General features: G+C 66.1%; 15 protein-coding genes and 1 tRNA gene. 8 read left to right on the top strand and 8 right to left on the bottom strand.

What is annotated here, in order from left to right; translation table 11 throughout:
* Positions 1 to 30 precede the first annotated feature (30 nt).
* The 3 genes from HARCEL1_RS05365 to HARCEL1_RS05355 form a co-directional block, all read right to left on the bottom strand.
* Positions 31 to 2,256 (bottom strand): glycoside hydrolase family 3 N-terminal domain-containing protein, encoded by a 2,226-nt coding sequence (locus HARCEL1_RS05365; protein ID WP_233357417.1) that lies wholly within the window; start codon positions 2,254 to 2,256, stop codon positions 31 to 33.
* A 270-nt stretch (positions 2,257 to 2,526) separates the two neighbouring features.
* On the bottom strand, positions 2,527 to 2,724 hold the full coding sequence (locus HARCEL1_RS05360) for a DUF5800 family protein (protein ID WP_108381541.1): 198 nt from the start codon (positions 2,722 to 2,724) through the stop codon (positions 2,527 to 2,529).
* 131 nt (positions 2,725 to 2,855) lie between these two features.
* Entirely contained in the window at positions 2,856 to 3,293 is a 438-nt protein-coding gene (locus tag HARCEL1_RS05355) for a chemotaxis protein CheW (protein WP_108381540.1), read from the bottom strand.
* A gap of 156 nt (positions 3,294 to 3,449) precedes the next feature.
* Between HARCEL1_RS05355 and cheB the strand changes: the two genes are divergently transcribed.
* From cheB to HARCEL1_RS05340, 3 genes are read left to right on the top strand one after another with little or no spacing between them, the layout of a single operon-like run.
* Positions 3,450 to 4,511 carry a chemotaxis-specific protein-glutamate methyltransferase CheB gene (gene cheB / locus HARCEL1_RS05350; protein WP_108381539.1) on the top strand — a complete coding sequence of 354 codons (1,062 nt, stop codon included), beginning with the start codon at positions 3,450 to 3,452 and terminating at the stop codon, positions 4,509 to 4,511.
* Positions 4,504 to 6,444 (top strand): chemotaxis protein CheA, encoded by a 1,941-nt coding sequence (cheA, locus tag HARCEL1_RS05345; protein ID WP_108381538.1) that lies wholly within the window; start codon positions 4,504 to 4,506, stop codon positions 6,442 to 6,444. Before cheB ends, cheA begins: the two co-directional genes overlap by 8 nt.
* Positions 6,441 to 7,253, top strand: coding sequence for a CheR family methyltransferase (locus HARCEL1_RS05340; RefSeq protein ID WP_108381537.1), 813 nt, complete (start codon positions 6,441 to 6,443; stop codon positions 7,251 to 7,253). The genes cheA and HARCEL1_RS05340 overlap by 4 nt, the downstream gene beginning before the upstream one ends.
* A gap of 29 nt (positions 7,254 to 7,282) precedes the next feature.
* On the opposite strand, the gene HARCEL1_RS05335 is transcribed toward HARCEL1_RS05340, so the two are convergent.
* Positions 7,283 to 8,107 (bottom strand): NAD+ synthase, encoded by an 825-nt coding sequence (locus HARCEL1_RS05335; protein ID WP_108381536.1) that lies wholly within the window; start codon positions 8,105 to 8,107, stop codon positions 7,283 to 7,285.
* A gap of 38 nt (positions 8,108 to 8,145) precedes the next feature.
* On the opposite strand from HARCEL1_RS05335, the gene HARCEL1_RS13860 reads away from it, so the two are divergent.
* Positions 8,146 to 8,274 (top strand): hypothetical protein, encoded by a 129-nt coding sequence (locus tag HARCEL1_RS13860; RefSeq protein WP_267894698.1) that lies wholly within the window; start codon positions 8,146 to 8,148, stop codon positions 8,272 to 8,274.
* 112 nt (positions 8,275 to 8,386) lie between these two features.
* A tRNA-Gly gene (locus tag HARCEL1_RS05330) sits at positions 8,387 to 8,457 on the top strand.
* A gap of 154 nt (positions 8,458 to 8,611) precedes the next feature.
* On the opposite strand, the gene HARCEL1_RS05325 is transcribed toward HARCEL1_RS05330, so the two are convergent.
* The 4 genes from HARCEL1_RS05325 to HARCEL1_RS05310 all read right to left on the bottom strand — a co-directional run bounded on the left by HARCEL1_RS05325 (position 8,612) and on the right by HARCEL1_RS05310 (position 11,770).
* Positions 8,612 to 10,003 (bottom strand): DUF402 domain-containing protein, encoded by a 1,392-nt coding sequence (locus HARCEL1_RS05325; RefSeq protein ID WP_108381535.1) that lies wholly within the window; start codon positions 10,001 to 10,003, stop codon positions 8,612 to 8,614.
* Positions 10,004 to 10,013: 10 nt separating this feature from the next.
* A complete protein-coding gene (locus tag HARCEL1_RS05320; protein ID WP_108381534.1) occupies positions 10,014 to 10,178 on the bottom strand; it encodes a preprotein translocase subunit Sec61beta in 165 nt (54 codons plus the stop codon).
* Between the two features lie 82 nt (positions 10,179 to 10,260).
* Positions 10,261 to 10,677 carry a nickel-responsive transcriptional regulator NikR gene (gene nikR, locus HARCEL1_RS05315; RefSeq protein WP_108381533.1) on the bottom strand — a complete coding sequence of 139 codons (417 nt, stop codon included), beginning with the start codon at positions 10,675 to 10,677 and terminating at the stop codon, positions 10,261 to 10,263.
* A 22-nt stretch (positions 10,678 to 10,699) separates the two neighbouring features.
* Complete coding sequence (locus tag HARCEL1_RS05310) at positions 10,700 to 11,770, bottom strand: mechanosensitive ion channel family protein (RefSeq protein ID WP_108384089.1); 1,071 nt, start codon at positions 11,768 to 11,770, stop codon at positions 10,700 to 10,702.
* A 211-nt stretch (positions 11,771 to 11,981) separates the two neighbouring features.
* On the opposite strand from HARCEL1_RS05310, the gene HARCEL1_RS05305 reads away from it, so the two are divergent.
* The 3 genes from HARCEL1_RS05305 to HARCEL1_RS05295 all read left to right on the top strand — a co-directional run bounded on the left by HARCEL1_RS05305 (position 11,982) and on the right by HARCEL1_RS05295 (position 14,775).
* Positions 11,982 to 12,566 carry a hypothetical protein gene (locus tag HARCEL1_RS05305; RefSeq protein ID WP_108381532.1) on the top strand — a complete coding sequence of 195 codons (585 nt, stop codon included), beginning with the start codon at positions 11,982 to 11,984 and terminating at the stop codon, positions 12,564 to 12,566.
* Between the two features lie 141 nt (positions 12,567 to 12,707).
* Entirely contained in the window at positions 12,708 to 13,568 is an 861-nt protein-coding gene (locus HARCEL1_RS05300) for a sulfurtransferase (RefSeq protein ID WP_108381531.1), read from the top strand.
* A gap of 433 nt (positions 13,569 to 14,001) precedes the next feature.
* Entirely contained in the window at positions 14,002 to 14,775 is a 774-nt protein-coding gene (locus HARCEL1_RS05295; protein WP_159077032.1) for a DUF4013 domain-containing protein, read from the top strand.
* Positions 14,776 to 14,783 lie beyond the last annotated feature (8 nt).

The raw sequence follows: 14,783 nt of genomic DNA, 5'->3' as shown, positions 1-14,783 counted from the left end.
TCGCCCATTCATCGGCAGAACAGGGTTCGGTCAGTGATACTGACGCTCGACGGTGACGCGGCGCTGGTGGTCACCGACCGCGAGCACGTACTCGCCAGGGGCGACCTCGCGGTGGCCCTCGGCGTCGTACCGGGCGAGGCGTGCGATCGGCACGTCGATCGAGACGGTTTCCGATTCGCCGGGCCCGAGCGTGACGCGATCGAAGCCGACGAGTTCGCGCACCGGCGTCACCCGATCGCTGGCGCGATCACTGCCCTCGACGCGGATAAGTTCGCTCCCGCGGCGGGTACCGACGTTGTGGACTGTCGCCTCGACAGTTATCGTCCCGCGTGGGCCGACGGTCTCGGGGGAGACGCCGACCGACTCGGTCTCGAAAGTGGTGTAGGTCTGGCCGTCACCGAGCGTGTACAGTGGGTCGTAGTCAGGGTAGTGTTCGTCGTCACCGATCGGCCGGGGGCGGGCGAGGCGGTCGGCCGTGATGGGAATCTGACCGAGCGATCGGGGGATCGTGATCGGCAGGCGACCACCGGGCGACGTCTCGCCGGTCAGCGCCGCTCGAATCGCCGGGCCACCGTCCGATCCCGGGTAATAGGCCCAGAGGAGTGCGTCCGCGAGGTCGGCCTCGCGATCCAGGATCAGCGGTCGGCCCCCGACGACGACTGCGACGGTCGGCGTGTCGGTCGCGGCGACAGCTTCGAGCAACGCGCGCTGAGCCTCGGGAAGTTCGAGGTGCGTCCGTGTGGGGAACTCACCCGTGGCTCGCCCGGTGATCACTTCCATGCCGAACTCGTGGATGTACCAGTCTTCACCCAGGACGACCACGGCGACGTCCGCGTCCGCGGCGGCACGTGCGGCGGCGTCGACGTCCACCCGGTCGGTCACCGACGCGCCGGGGACGAACTCGACGCTGCCTTCGTGGGACGATTCGAACGCCGCCCGAACGGTCACCGCGTCGGTGTGGTCGGGATCGGTGACGCTCCACCCGCCGAGTTGGGCAACCGGATCGTCGGCGTTCGGGCCGGTGACGAGCACGTCGGCGGTCGGGGCGACGGGGAGAATCCCGTCGTTTTCGAGGCAGGTGAGCGACTGGGTCGCCATCTCGCGGGCGTGGGCGTGATGGTCCGCGTGACCGACGATCTGATCGGCGTGCCAGGCCTCGACGAACGGGTCTTCGAACAGGCCGTACTCGACTTTCCAGCGGAGCACGCGCTCGGCACTCGCCCGGAGCGTCTCGACGTCGAGCACGCCCGCCTCGACGAGCGCGACGAGACGGTCGGCGTGATCCGCTCCGCCGGTCGATTCGACGTCCATCCCCGCCCGGCGCGTCCGAACGACCGAATCGCGGGCGTCGCTGGTCGTGAAGTGGTCCTTGTGGAGGTGATCGACCCCGCCCCAGTCGGAGACGACCGCGCCGTCGAAGCCCAACTGCTCGCGGAGGAGGTCCTGAAGGATCCACCGCGAACCGTGGGGTGGGTGGCCCTCGACGCTGCTGTAGGCTGGCATGATCGCTTCGACGCCCTCCGCGATCGCTCGTCGGAACGGTGCGAGATAGACGTTCTGGAGGGAATCACGTGAGATATCCGCTGGTGCGGCGTCTTCGGCGGCAATCGACCCCCCGTACGCGGGGAAGTGTTTGGCCGTCGCGGCGACCGGCCCGCCTCGGGCCGACCCCGACTGGTAGCCACGCACTGCGGCCGCGGTCATCTCACTCACGAGAAACGGGCTCTCCCCGAACGTCTCGAACGTGCGCCCCCAGCGTGGGTCCCGCGCCACGTCCGCGACCGGCGCGTAGTTGTGGACCGCCCCCGTCGCTCGCATCTCCGAGCCGGTCATCGACGCCGACCGCTCGACGAGCGCAGGGTCCCACGTCGCCGCTGCGCCGAGACCGTTCGGAAACACCGTCGCGTTCTCGACGTAGGCGTGGCCGTGGACGGCGTCGACGCTAAAGAGGAGTGGAATGCCGAGGCGGGACTCCTCGATCGCGGTCCGCTGGAGACGATTGACCGTCTCGATTACGTCTTCGAGCAGCACGTCGCTCGCGCCGTTCCAGCCGAACGTGGCGACGGCACCGAGACCGTGTGATCGGACCATTCGCTCGACGTCGTCGACGGTCTGGTGGTCGACGAAATGCCCCGCCCAGGTCCCGACGGCCTGACCGGCCAACTCCGCGACCGTCATGCGATCCAATAGATCCGTCACGCGTGTCTCCGCTGACCGTGTCTCGTCTCGGTAGACCGGGCGTTCGCTCGTTCCCATACGCTATCGAATGGGTCGAAACGATCGTATACTCCCGGACCCAAATCTCATTTCCGATACCCGTAGAGTGCCCCCACTACGATACGACGGTAATAACGGCATAACTGAGGATCGAACAGAGTTGAGCGAATGTTGTTGGACGGGATTGGAAGTATCGAACACGAAAACAGTGGTCGGGGACCGGCCGTCGCGGGGCCCGCTGGTCCCCGATTGGGTCGACCGAGACCGTTCGGGCCAGACTCGACGTGGCTCTGATGTGATTCGAGGTCCTCAGTCCAGAATGTCCGCGATCCGACGCGGTTCGCCGCCGAGCGCAGGGTTGGGTTCGACGAGTTTGAGCACCTCGTGATCGGTGACGTCGGGATAGGATCGCTGGGTCGCGTCCTCGATCAACGACTTGTCGAGGCGGAACTCGTGACCCTCGTAGACGACGTCCACACCCGTCTCGTCGAACGAAAGGACGGACATACTCGAACATTCACCCGCACCGTCTTAACGGTCGTGGCTTACCGTCGGGGATCGATAGCTTCCGCACGTGACGGTCTTCACCGACGTACCGACAGAATGCCGGCCCGACCCGACTCGTGTGAAAAACGCGATCAGGCGTGAATCGACTGCGGATCGACCCAGATCAGAAAGCCGTTTTCGCGCTTGACGACGCCACTGATCTCTCCGGAGTCGTCCCAGGCCGGCGACTCCTCGACGTCACCGGATTCCACGTCGAGGACCTGATAGACCTCGTCGACGAGCCAGCCGACAGCCCGATCCTCGCCGACCGTCTCCGGGTCGAACACGACGATCCGCTGGGGGTCACTCTCGCCGTCGACACCGAGCAGAACCGTCGGGTCGACGATCGACGTCGTCCGGCCACGAAGGTCCATGACACCCTCGACATAGCGAGGGGCGTTCGGAACGGCCGTGACCGTGCCGACGTCGACGATTTCGGTGACGTACTCGATGGCCACACAGTAGCGTTCGGTCCCGAGTCCGAACTCCAGCACCTGAACGCGCTCGTCTGCGGCGATCGTCGCTGACATGATTGCTACCTCTGTCTAGCGCGATTCCGGCCAAAAGCATGTCCGCGAAACTATCAGGTCTGATTCCGTGGGCAGTACACTTTTGCGGATTCTGGAAGAAGATCTGGTAAGCGTCCGACGGCGCCGGGATCAACGCGCCCGTCGGGCATCATTGCCATGGACCACACAGCATCGATTCGGGCCGTCGTTGCCGACGATTCCCACTTCATGCGAAGCGTCATCTCCGACGTCCTCGACGAGGGTGGGATCGACGTCGTCGCGACCGCCGCGAACGGTCGCGAGGCCGTTCGGGCCGTCCGGGAACACGACCCCGACGTCGTGACGATGGACGTGGAGATGCCGACGATGAACGGCCTCGACGCCGTCGAGCGGATCATGGACGAGCATCCGACACCGATCGTCATGCTCAGCGCCCACACCAGCGAGGGCGCGGACGTGACCTTCGAGGCGCTCGACCGGGGCGCGGTCGATTTCGTCGCCAAGCCCGGCGGCGAGGTGTCAGCGACGATTTCGAGTCTCGAAGACTCGATCCGAGAGACCGTCCGAACGGTGGCCAGTGCCGACGTGTCCGCGGGTGGCGTCCCACAGTCGACGACGACGACGACGTCGCGGGGGGCCACCCTCGACCGCCCGACGCTCGTCATCGGCTCGTCGACCGGCGGCCCGAGCGTCGTCGAGCACATCCTCGAATCGCTGCCGATCGAGGCCGACTTCCGGATCCTCGTCGTCCAGCACATGCCGAAAGATTTCACCGCTCGGTTCGCGGATCGACTGGACGCCCACTCGGCGTACAGCGTTCGCGAGGCCAGTCACGGCGATACCATCGGCGGCGGCGACGCGCTCGTCGCCCCCGGCGACTACCACCTCGTCGTCGATACCTACGATCGCGGTCGCCTGTCGGTCGCGCTCTCCGAAGAGCCACCGGTCAACAGCGTCCGCCCCTCGGTGGACGTGACGATGACCTCGGCCGCCGACGTGGTGACCGATCCACTCGTGGGCGTCGTCGTGACCGGCATGGGCCGGGACGGTGCCGCGGGCATCGAGGCGATCAAAGCCGCCGGCGGGCGCACGATCGCTCAGGACGCCGCCACCTCGGCGGTCGACGGGATGCCAACACGGGCCGCCGAAACGGGCTGTGTCGACACCGTCGCCGCGCTGGAGGACCTGCCGCGTGCGATTCAGGACGCTATCGAACGGGAGACTGCAACCAATGAGTGACCAGTATCTAGAGGAGTTCGTCCGGGAGAGCGAGGAAGCCATCACAGCGCTCAACAACTCGCTGCTCGATCTGGAGTCCGATCCCGACGACGAAGCGGCGATGGAGCAGATATTCAGGACGGCACATACTCTCAAAGGCAATTTTGGGGCGATGGGGTTCGAGGAGGCGAGCGAACTCGCGCATGCGATCGAGGACCTCCTCGACGGGATGCGCGACGAGTCGGTCCCGGTCAGCGGCGACGTGATGGACCTGATCTTCGAGGGCGTCGACCGGATCGAGGCGATCGTCACCGAGATCGACGAGACCGGCGAGACCGACACCGCGACGGCGGATCTCGTCGACGAGTTGCGCGCGACTCACGAGGCCCACGAGTCCGGCGACGCCGAGGCAGTCACGACCGAGCAGACCGGGGCCACAGAGGGCGGGGCCGATCCGGTGACCGTCCTCGAAGCCGTCGACACCGACCCCACCGAGGGGCTGGTCGCCGCCGAACTCGCCGTCGGCGGGGAGATGCCCGGCGTCGACGCCATGCTCGCTCTGGAGGCAATCGAAGACCAGGTCGCCATCCTCGGAACCGTGCCCGACCGAGAGGACGTCGAAGACGGAGCCTTCGAGGAGTCGTTCCTGATCGCCCTCGACGCCCCCGACGATACCGTCGCTCGGGAGGCCATCGACGCGGCGGGCGACGCCGAGATCCGTGCGATCGACACCATCGCTCCCGAGCGGATCGACGATGCGAGAGACCAGGGCGACACCTCAGAGAGCGATGGCGACCTCGCCAGCGCCCAGTCTGCCCAGGAGATCAAATCGGTCCGTGTCGACGTGGACCAACTCGACGACCTCCACGGACAGGTCGAACAACTGGTCACCAGCCGGATCAAGCTCCGCCGGGCCGTCGAGGATCGCAACTTCAACAGCGCGAACGACACTCTGAACGAACTCGACAAGGTGACCGCGAATCTCCAGAACACGGTCATGGACATGCGGCTGGTGCCGCTGAAGAAAGTCGTCGGGAAGTTCCCCCGCCTGGTTCGAGACCTGGCTCGCGATCTGGACAAGGAGATCACCTTCGAGATCGACGGCGAGGACATCGAACTCGACCGGACGATCCTCACCGAGATCAGCGACCCGCTGATGCACATCCTGCGGAACTCGGTGGATCACGGCATCGAACGGCCGGACGAGCGCGAAGCCGCCGGGAAGCCCCGCGAGGGCCAAATCGAACTCCGGGCCACCCGGGAACGCGATCACGTCGTCATCACGGTCGAAGACGACGGCGCGGGGCTGGACGCCGACGAGATTCGCGATCAGGCGCGGCGCGAGGGCGTCCGATCGAGTGACGAACTCGACGCGATGAGCGACGACGAGGTGTACGACCTCGTCTTCCACCCCGGATTTTCGACGAGCGAGGAAGTGACCGACGTCAGCGGGCGTGGCGTCGGGATGGACGTCGTCCACGAGACGGTCTCCCAACTCGACGGCTCGGTCGACGTCGCCTCGACGCTGGGCGAGGGGACGACCGTCTCGTTGCGATTGCCGGTGACGATGGCGATCGTGAAGGTCCTCTTTGTCTCGGTCGCGGGCGAACGCTACGGCATCCCGATCAAAAACGTCGACGAGATCACGCGGTCGACGGAGTCCGAGACGATCAACGGTCGGCCCGTCATCCGGCACAACGACGAGATCTATCCGGTGATCGACCTCGGGGAGGCGTTCGACGTGCCCGGCGCTCGGACGAACGGTGACGGCATGCTCGTGCGCGTCCGGGAGTCCGAACGTCGTGTGGCGCTGCACTGTGACGCCGTCGAGGCCCAAGAGGAAGTCGTCGTCAAGCCCCTCGAAGGCATTTTGAGTGGAACACCCGGGCTCTCGGGGACGGCCGTCCTGGGCGACGGGAACATCGTCCACATCATCGACGTGGTCACGCTATGAGCCGGCGCTCGGGATCGGAGGCGGCGTTCGAGCGCCTCCTCGACGCCATCGACTCGGGGATGGACTTCGAATCGGATTTCTACAACCAGGCGTACCTCGACCGGCGAATCACCGCCCGGATCCGCCGGACCGGCGTGGAGGACTACGACGCCTACCGCCAGTTGCTCGACGACCCCGACGAGCGCGAGGCGCTGCTCGACTCGCTGTCGATCAACGTGACGGGGTTTTTCCGCAACCCCGAGGTCTGGGAGCAGTTACGGCCCATCCTCGCGGAGTTGACCGACGAGCGCCAGACCGTCGACGTCTGGAACGCGCCCTGTGCCGACGGGCGCGAACCGTACTCGGTCGCGATGCTCGCGCTGGACGCCGACGAGATCGATCACACCAACATCGACATCCTCGGGACAGACATCAACGCGGACGTCCTCGAACGGGCGCGAGCGGGCACCTACGAGACCTCGACGACCTCCGATATCGCCACCGAACTCGAACCGCTGTCGGATCCGACGGCGTACGTCGACCGCGAGGGCTCGACGTTCACCGTCACCGACGAGGTCCGCGAAATGGTCACCTTCGAGCGCCACGACCTGGTCAGCGGGTCCGCCCCTGGATCGTTCGACATCGCGTTCTGTCGGAACCTCCTGATCTACATCGACGCGGCGTACAAAGAGCCGATCTTCGAGACGCTCGTCGACGGCCTCGATTCGGGTGATTACCTCGTGATCGGGATGACCGAGACCGTCCCGATCAGCCTGCGCGACCGGTTCGAAGCAGTCGACAAGCGCCGCCGGATCTATCGGGTCGTCTAGGTCGGCCGGACGCCCGCCGCGCCTGGGCGTCAGGGCCGATCCGGACCGGGCGGCATCGATCGCTTGTGCGCGCTCCGTTCGTACAGTTCGCGAACGTCTCTGACCACCTCGCGATCGACGCCGATCGTCCTGGCGGTCGCCGTCGCGGGCACGCCACCCTCGACGTGGAGTGCGAGAATCGAGTCGAGCGTGTCGTATTCGACGCCGAGTTCCGCTTCGTCGGTCTGATCGAGCCACATGCCCGCCGTCGGCGTCCGCCCGGCGATCGATTCGGGCACACCGAGATCCCGGGCGAGTTGGCGAACCTGCTGTTTGTAGAGGTTCGCGATCGGGAGGCAGTCGACCGCGCCGTCGCCGTATTTGGTGAAATAGCCGATCAGCGACTCGGTGCGATTGCCCGTCCCGAGCACGATCGCGTCCTCGGCGTTCGCGACGGAGTAGTTGACGAGCGTCCGCGCGCGCACGCGAAGGTTGCCCATCGCCATGCGATCGTCGCGGACCTCGGGGGCGAGATCGGCGGTCGTCTCGACGATCTCACCGACCGGGAGCACGTCGTAGGCAATGCCGAGCTGTTCAGCGAGTCGTTCGGCGTCGCTCATGATCTCGTCGTCGTCGACCGAACTCGGCATCACGAGGCCATGGACGGCGTCCGGACCGAGCGCCTCGCTCGCGACCGCCGCGACCGTCGAACTGTCGACGCCGCCCGAGAGTCCGATCACCGCGCGCTCCACGCCCGCTCGATCGACGAACTCGCGAACGAAGTCGGTGACGTGGTCCCGACGTGCGGCGAGTTCCTCGTCCGAAAAGCGCAGATCCAGTGGGTCGTCCGCCGTCGCCAGATCGGAATCAGTCATCGCATCGATCTCCACACCCGAGCCACTTCACCGTCCGGGTGTGCGCACCGCTCGCCAGCGAGGAACGCTACGTTCAAGTGCCGTCGGGCGAAACGCCCGAATCGAGTGCCGAGGTCACGCGATCGGGAAGCGTCGTGGGCCTCGGCGCGGACGAGTGCCGGTGGTGAGCAAATCCGTCGGATTTGCGATCCACGGCACGAACGAGCGAATGCGAGTGAGTGCCGGTGTTGAGACGGACGATGTCCGTCGATGCACGGCACGAGTGAACGCAGTGAACGAGTGCCGGTGGTCTAGTGGTAGGACATGAGCTTCCCAAGCTCATAGCCCGGGTTCAATTCCCGGCCGGCACATCTCTCTTCCCTTCGGTCGTCGTTCGATGTGCCAGGAGCGACGCTCCTGAACCCCGCCTCGCTGTGCTCGGCGGGATGCCGCCCGTAGATCGCAAATTTTTCGAAAATCCACCGAAAAGAATCGAAGTCGATCGAAAAAGTACGCTACGACCCCTCACAGCGCATTCTCGACCGCATCGGCGACCGTCCGTGCCCGCTCGGCCAACTCCGCGCTCAGATCGCCGGCCTCGACCGCCGCCGCGAGTTCGTCATCGTCGACGCGTTCGACCTCGCCGTCGGGTCGTTTGACCACGTCGACGTGCAGGTCGACGTACCGGACGGTGTCGGGAAAGATCTCCACGGGCGTCGAGACGTTGACGTACGTCCCCCGATACGCGCCGTCGCTGCGATACACCGTCGGAGCCCACCACTGGCCCTCGGTGTAGGTCGTCGTCGCAGTGTCGCCCGCCTCCCGGGGGGTGCCGAGACCGTCGTAGGTGCCCGAAGAGTGCATCTCGCGTTCGAGGTCGATCGTCGTGCCGTCGCGGTCGGTGACCGTGCCCGTGCCCAACTCGAAGGCCCGCCCGTCGGGCTTGCCGTGCTCGATCGCGACGCGATCGCCCTCGCCCGGTCCGAACGCCTCCATCGCGGCGGCGATCGGTGGCTCGTCGATCGAATCGGGCGCGTCGGTCGCCTCCAGGAAGTCGACGCCCCGGCCCGCGGTGTGCCCACCGGCTTTGATGCGATGGTGGCCCGGGACGGTCGGCGTGACCGTGCGGCGGTCGTCGTCGAGCGCCGCCCGACCCTCCCGCCCGAGACGGAGCCACCGACTCGCGCGATCGGTCCAGACCGGGCCCGGGCCCGCGTCGGTCGCGGCGATGGCGGCGTCGATCGCCCGGGCGCGATCGGAGAGCCGATCGATCGTCGCGGTGATCGCGTCGAGACAGTCCACGTCGGCGTCCGCACCGTACCGGATCGCCCACCCGTCGGGCAGATCGGGGTCGATCAGCGTGGTGAGGTCGGGCCCGCCACGCGTGGTCGACGACCCACCGCGGACGAGCGTGGCGAGGCCACCTTCGACGCGGAGTGGCGACTCGACCAGCGGGCGATCGGCCCACGGTGGGCGCGCCTCGCTGACCTGGACCAGTCGTTCGTCGCCGGTCTCGACGTGCCCCTCGACGTCGTGAGCGGGGAGCAGTGCCTCACCCACGCCGAGATCGACGACCGCACTCCGCGAACTCGTGTCCGTGACTTCTGCGCGATAGACCCCACCCTCCGGGAGGACGTCGTGTGTGAGTGTATCGCGGCCGACCGCCAGCACGTCGGTGACCCGGTCGACGGCGTCGGGAGCGCCGTGCACGCCGATCGCGATGCCGTCGTCACTGGTCCGGACCGACGCGTCGGCGGGCCCCGCCCCGAACGAAGCGTCGAATCGCTCGCGGATCGCCGGCGACGGCTGGACGACACTCACGCCAGCGTCGAGTAGCCGAGCGGTCGCTGCCGTGGTGTAGATGCCCCGAATCCGAACGCCGATCGACGAATCGTCGTCGTGACTCGTCTCGTCCATCGATCCGTCGCTACAGGACCATCAGCACGCGCGCGACGATGACGATCAGCCCCGTCGCGACGCCGAGTGCGACGATGGTGCGCGGATCGATCTGGATGGCGTTGCTGTCCTCGGCGTCGAAATACCGGACGAGACCCGCACTCGACATGAGTCCGCCGCTGTCGTCGTTGGCCATGTCCGATCGACGGGGTGGCGTTGCCTAAGGGTTTCGACGGCGACTCACGGCGGTCGGAGACGGTCGCGGTCGCGTCGAGACCTCACTCGCCGTTGCCGACGACAACGACCTTGACCTGGCGGACGCCGTCCATCGCGCGGAGGCGATTGGCGAGCTCCTCGATCGTCGCGGCCTGCCCGTCGACGACGATGGTCTCCATACAGGAGTCGTGATCGAGATGGATATGCTGGACCGAGGTGACGACGTCGGCCATTTCGTGTTGGACGTGCTGGATCCGTCCGGCCACGTCGCTGTCGTGGTCGTGATCGTGGACCACGACGATTGTCCCCTGGTGGTCACCGTCGCCGCCGCGCTCCCAGGCGTAGGTGGTGAAAAAGTCTCTGAGTGCGTCGCGAACGGCCTCCGACCGACTGGCGTACTCCCAGTCCTCGACGATGCCGTCGAGTCGCTCGACCATCGCGGGCGGGAGGGTGAGACTGATCCGATCGACCTCGCTCATGGACCGGATTCCGGCGGTGGACTCAAGACCCTACCGATGGCTCCGAATCGTCGGTGCCGTCGGTCCCGCTGCCGGCCTCTGGGTCGGCCTCTCCACCGCTGACGGGGTCGGTCGTGCCGTCGACGTTTCCGCCAGCCCCACCGTCGGTCTCGACGTCGGTCGCGGCATCGGTCCCGGCGTCGCCGGTGCGCTCGCCCCCCGCGCGACCGGAGGACCCAATACCGTCGCGATCGATCGTGAGCGACCCGCTCGTGTCGTCGAAGACGAGATGCGAGTGGGGGTACGCGATGGCGACGGGTTCGTCTTGAATTGCGTCCTCGTAGGCGGTCTGAATCGAGGATTTGATCGCGTTGAGGCGGTATGGCTGCTCGATCCAGTAGCGCAGGCGCAGGCCGATACCGTGATCGCCAAACTCTTCGAGCAACACCACCGGTTCGGAGGGATACCGTGCGGCACCGATTCGAATGTCTGGCCCGCCTTCGATGACGGCGTCGGTCCTCCGGGCCACCCGGACGAGGAGTTTCCGCGCCCGATCGAGGTCGCTCTCGTAGGTGACGACCACGTCGATGGTCTGGCGGGTCCGGGCGTCCTCGGCGGAGTAGTTGATCACGTCTCGCTCGCGGATCGTCCCGTTCGGCACGACGATGAACGTATTGTCGAGCGTGAATATCTTGGTGTGGCGGAGTGTGATGTCCTCGACGAACCCCCGCTGGCCGGTGTCTTGAATCTCGACCATGTCACCGATCTCGTAGGGCTGGTCGGCCAACAGGAAGACCCCGCTGATCAGACTCCCGACGATCGGTGCGAGGATCACACCGACCACCGCCGAGAAGACCGCCACGGAGAGAGTGAAATCAGCGAGATTGAAACCGTAACTGTCGAGGACGATCAGTACCGCGAACGCGAAGATCCCCACGCGAATGGCACGCATCGCCGTCCGACTGAGACTCTGGCGGTCGAACCGCTTCCGCATCCGATCGGCCAAAAGACGTGCCAACAGTCGCTGAATGACGTACGCCAGAGCGAACACGATCACGGCCTCACCGAACGAGACAGCCCAGTCTGGCAGCGGCAATCCCGATCCCCACTCCATCGGGAAGATGGTGGCCGTGGTGTTCCCCGACGGCGTCGGCGTCACGCCCGGATCACGCCCGGAGAGAGGCGATGTCGAGAGCGGTGGGGGAGCCACCCGGAACGTCGGTTTCGCATACGTCGAAAACTCCGTCAACGGTCAAAAATATTGGGACAGTAGTCGCTCGATCGAGAATCAAAACTGCCAGGTCGGTGTTCACGAACGATCAGCTATGGGGCTCTCCGAAACGTACTCGGCGGTGTTCGCTCCGGAACAGATGGTCGTCCTCGGTCTCACGGTGATGGCACTCGTCGAAGCCAACGCGTCCGATGCCGAACCGATCGAGACCGTCGGGCGCGTCGTCACGGTCGTGCTCGGAGCAGGGGTTACAGTCGGAGTGATCGCCGCGACACCCGAACTGCTCGTCGGGGAGTCAGCGGGCGATCTACAGGCGAGTCTCGCCTTGCTCGTCGGCCTGGCAGTCATCGTCGCCGTCTGGCAGTCCCGAGACTGGGGCGATCACGTCCTATGGGCGTGTCTGACGCTCGGAGCCGTCACTGTGGTGCACACCGCGATCGTACCGTTCTGGAACCTCTCCGGGCACGTCCTGTTTTCGATGACGCCGCTCGGCCTCGTCGCGCTCGCGGACAGACGCGCGGTCGTCCTCGTGGTCATCCCCCTTCTCATGATGCCCGCTCGCGTCGGCGCGGGTGTCCACACTCCGCTCGAAACCGTCGGCGGACTCACACTCGCACTCCTCGCACTCGCTGTCCTGGCCCACCACCGTCCGGAGTTTCGGCAATCGTTGCCGGTGTGAGGCCAGCGCGGTCTCGCCCGTGGGCGGTCCGAATCGGGGCGATGGTGACCTCCCGGAGAGTGTTGTCGAGACCGCGGAGGGATGACCGAACCTGCCTCTTCGCACGGCGCTTTATGACCCCCGCCAGTAGGGTGGAATGCAATGAGCGACTACGCGAACGACGTCATCGTTTCGGCGGAGTGGGTCGACGACAATCTGGACGCCTTCCAGTCCGACGATTCCGAGTATCGACTCGTCGAGGTCGACGTGGACACCGAGTCCTACGACGAGAGCCACGCGCCCGGCGCGATCGGATTCAACTGGGAGACCCAACTCCAGGATCAGACGACGCGGGACATCCTCACGAAATCGGACTTCGAGGCGCTGCTCGGTGAGGCCGGCATCACCGAGGATTCGACGGTCGTCCTGTACGGCGACAACGCCAACTGGTTCGCTGCCTACGCCTACTGGCAGTTCAAGTACTACGGCCACGACGACGTGAAACTGCTCGACGGCGGGCGCGAGTACTGGATCGAGAACGACTACCCGACGACGACGGAGGTCCCGGACTACCCGAGCGTCGAGTACGACGCCGGCGGTCCCCGCGAGACGATCCGCGCGTACCGCGAAGACGTCGAAAACGCCATCGAGCGCGACCTGCCGCTCGTGGACGTCCGCTCGCCCGAGGAGTTCAGCGGCGAAGTCCTCGCCCCGCCGGGCCTGACCGAGACCGCCCAGCGCGGCGGCCACGTCCCCGGTGCCCAGAACGTCTCCTGGGCCGCCGTCACCGACGAGGACGGCCTGTTCAAGAGCCGCGACGAACTCGAAGCCCTGTACGCCGACGTCGGCATCGAGGGATCGGAGACGACAGTCGCGTACTGCCGGATCGGAGAGCGCTCCTCGGTCGCCTGGTTCGCGCTGCACGAACTGCTCGGCTACGACGCCGTCAACTACGACGGCTCGTGGACTGAGTGGGGTAACCTCGTGGGTGCGCCGATAGTGAAGGGCGAGGCTTCGGAGTAAGCGTAGCGCACGGAGAAGCCTCGAATCGGAACGGCGACCGTCAGGGAGCCGTGGAGAAAGGCGAGGCGTCTGAGTGAGCGGAGCGAACGAAGACGCCTCGAATCGGAGCGGGGAGGCGGAGCCGACCCGCGGAGAACGGCGAGGGTGGCGACTGAACGAACTGAAGGAGACACCCTCGGAACGGAACGGCGAGCGCTCTGCGCGAGCCGTGGAGAACGGCGAGGCGTCTGAGTAAAGCGAGACGCGACCATCGGGAGCGTCTCGAAATCACGAGCGGGGAACGCAGTGACCCGCGAGTAAGCGCCAGCGCACGGAGACGCCTCGAATCGGAACGGGGAGGCGGAACCGCCTCGCGAGTCCCCGAGCCCCGACGAACCGGCCGAGTGGTGACGAGTACTGCATTATTTTGATGCCGGACGGTAACGATTCGACCATGGTCGAGTTCGAAGACGCGATCACCTATCCACTGGAAGACGACGACTGGCTGTCGACGATCGGGATCGGTGGCGGACTGTTCGTGGTGAATCTCGCGGTGGTCGGTGTCGGCTTGCTCGTGGCTGCGATACTCAGCCTCGTTTTCGTCGGTGTCGCTCTGTTTCCGCTCGTCATCCTGCTCGGGGTGGCGATTACGCTCCCCGTCGGTGGCTACTATATGGCGGTCCTGCGGGCGACCATCGAGGGCGACGACGACCCACCCCGCTTCGAGGACTGGGAACGACTGTTCGAAGACGGCCTGATCCCGATCGCCGTGAGTCTCGTGTACACCGTCCCGCTGGTGGTCGTCCTGGTGGTCGTCGGAGTTCTGGCGGCACTCGGAGTCGGAATCGTCACGACCCTCGGGGGCGACGCGGCCGTCGTCGGTGGCCTGCTGATCGGTAGCCTGGGGGTGGTCGTCTTCAGTCTCGTGGTGGCGGTGTACGTGACCGTGATGCCGTATTTCGTGCCGATCTCGATGGCGATCTACGCTCACGAGGGCGACCTCCGCACGGCGTTCGACCACGATCGAATCACGCAGGTCGCGTTCACGAAGGCGTTCGCGATCTACTGGACGATCGCGTTCGGGATCCAGTTCGTCGCCGGCCAGTTCATCGGCCTGTTGTACCTCGCGGTGATCGGCGTTTTCCTCCAGTTTTACCTGGGAGTGGTCACGGTCCGACTGTACGGCCTGGGCTACGTGGCGGCGATGGACCTGGACAGCGCGGACTGACGCGCTCG

The sequence above is a fragment of the Halococcoides cellulosivorans genome (assembly GCF_003058365.1).
Classification (GTDB): domain Archaea; phylum Halobacteriota; class Halobacteria; order Halobacteriales; family Haloarculaceae; genus Halococcoides; species Halococcoides cellulosivorans.
The sequence above is the reverse complement of the archived record's forward strand: the minus strand, read 5'-3'. Positions and strand labels throughout refer to the sequence as shown.

Bases quoted from the DNA above. Each gene is read 5' to 3' on its own strand.
- nikR (WP_108381533.1), bottom strand. From the start codon at position 10,677: ATGAGCGAGGTCGATCGGATCAGTCTCACCCTCCCGCCCGCGATGGTC.
- HARCEL1_RS05365 (WP_233357417.1), bottom strand. From the start codon at position 2,256: ATGGGAACGAGCGAACGCCCGGTCTACCGAGACGAGACACGGTCAGCG.
- cheA (WP_108381538.1), top strand. From the start codon at position 4,504: ATGAGTGACCAGTATCTAGAGGAGTTCGTCCGGGAGAGCGAGGAAGCC.
- HARCEL1_RS05305 (WP_108381532.1), top strand. From the start codon at position 11,982: ATGGGGCTCTCCGAAACGTACTCGGCGGTGTTCGCTCCGGAACAGATG.
- HARCEL1_RS05320 (WP_108381534.1), bottom strand. From the start codon at position 10,178: ATGGCCAACGACGACAGCGGCGGACTCATGTCGAGTGCGGGTCTCGTC.
- HARCEL1_RS05355 (WP_108381540.1), bottom strand. From the start codon at position 3,293: ATGTCAGCGACGATCGCCGCAGACGAGCGCGTTCAGGTGCTGGAGTTC.
- HARCEL1_RS05295 (WP_159077032.1), top strand. From the start codon at position 14,002: ATGGTCGAGTTCGAAGACGCGATCACCTATCCACTGGAAGACGACGAC.
- cheB (WP_108381539.1), top strand. From the start codon at position 3,450: ATGGACCACACAGCATCGATTCGGGCCGTCGTTGCCGACGATTCCCAC.
- HARCEL1_RS05310 (WP_108384089.1), bottom strand. From the start codon at position 11,770: ATGGAGTGGGGATCGGGATTGCCGCTGCCAGACTGGGCTGTCTCGTTC.
- HARCEL1_RS05360 (WP_108381541.1), bottom strand. From the start codon at position 2,724: ATGTCCGTCCTTTCGTTCGACGAGACGGGTGTGGACGTCGTCTACGAG.
- HARCEL1_RS05335 (WP_108381536.1), bottom strand. From the start codon at position 8,107: ATGACTGATTCCGATCTGGCGACGGCGGACGACCCACTGGATCTGCGC.
- HARCEL1_RS05340 (WP_108381537.1), top strand. From the start codon at position 6,441: ATGAGCCGGCGCTCGGGATCGGAGGCGGCGTTCGAGCGCCTCCTCGAC.
- HARCEL1_RS05300 (WP_108381531.1), top strand. From the start codon at position 12,708: ATGAGCGACTACGCGAACGACGTCATCGTTTCGGCGGAGTGGGTCGAC.
- HARCEL1_RS05325 (WP_108381535.1), bottom strand. From the start codon at position 10,003: ATGGACGAGACGAGTCACGACGACGATTCGTCGATCGGCGTTCGGATT.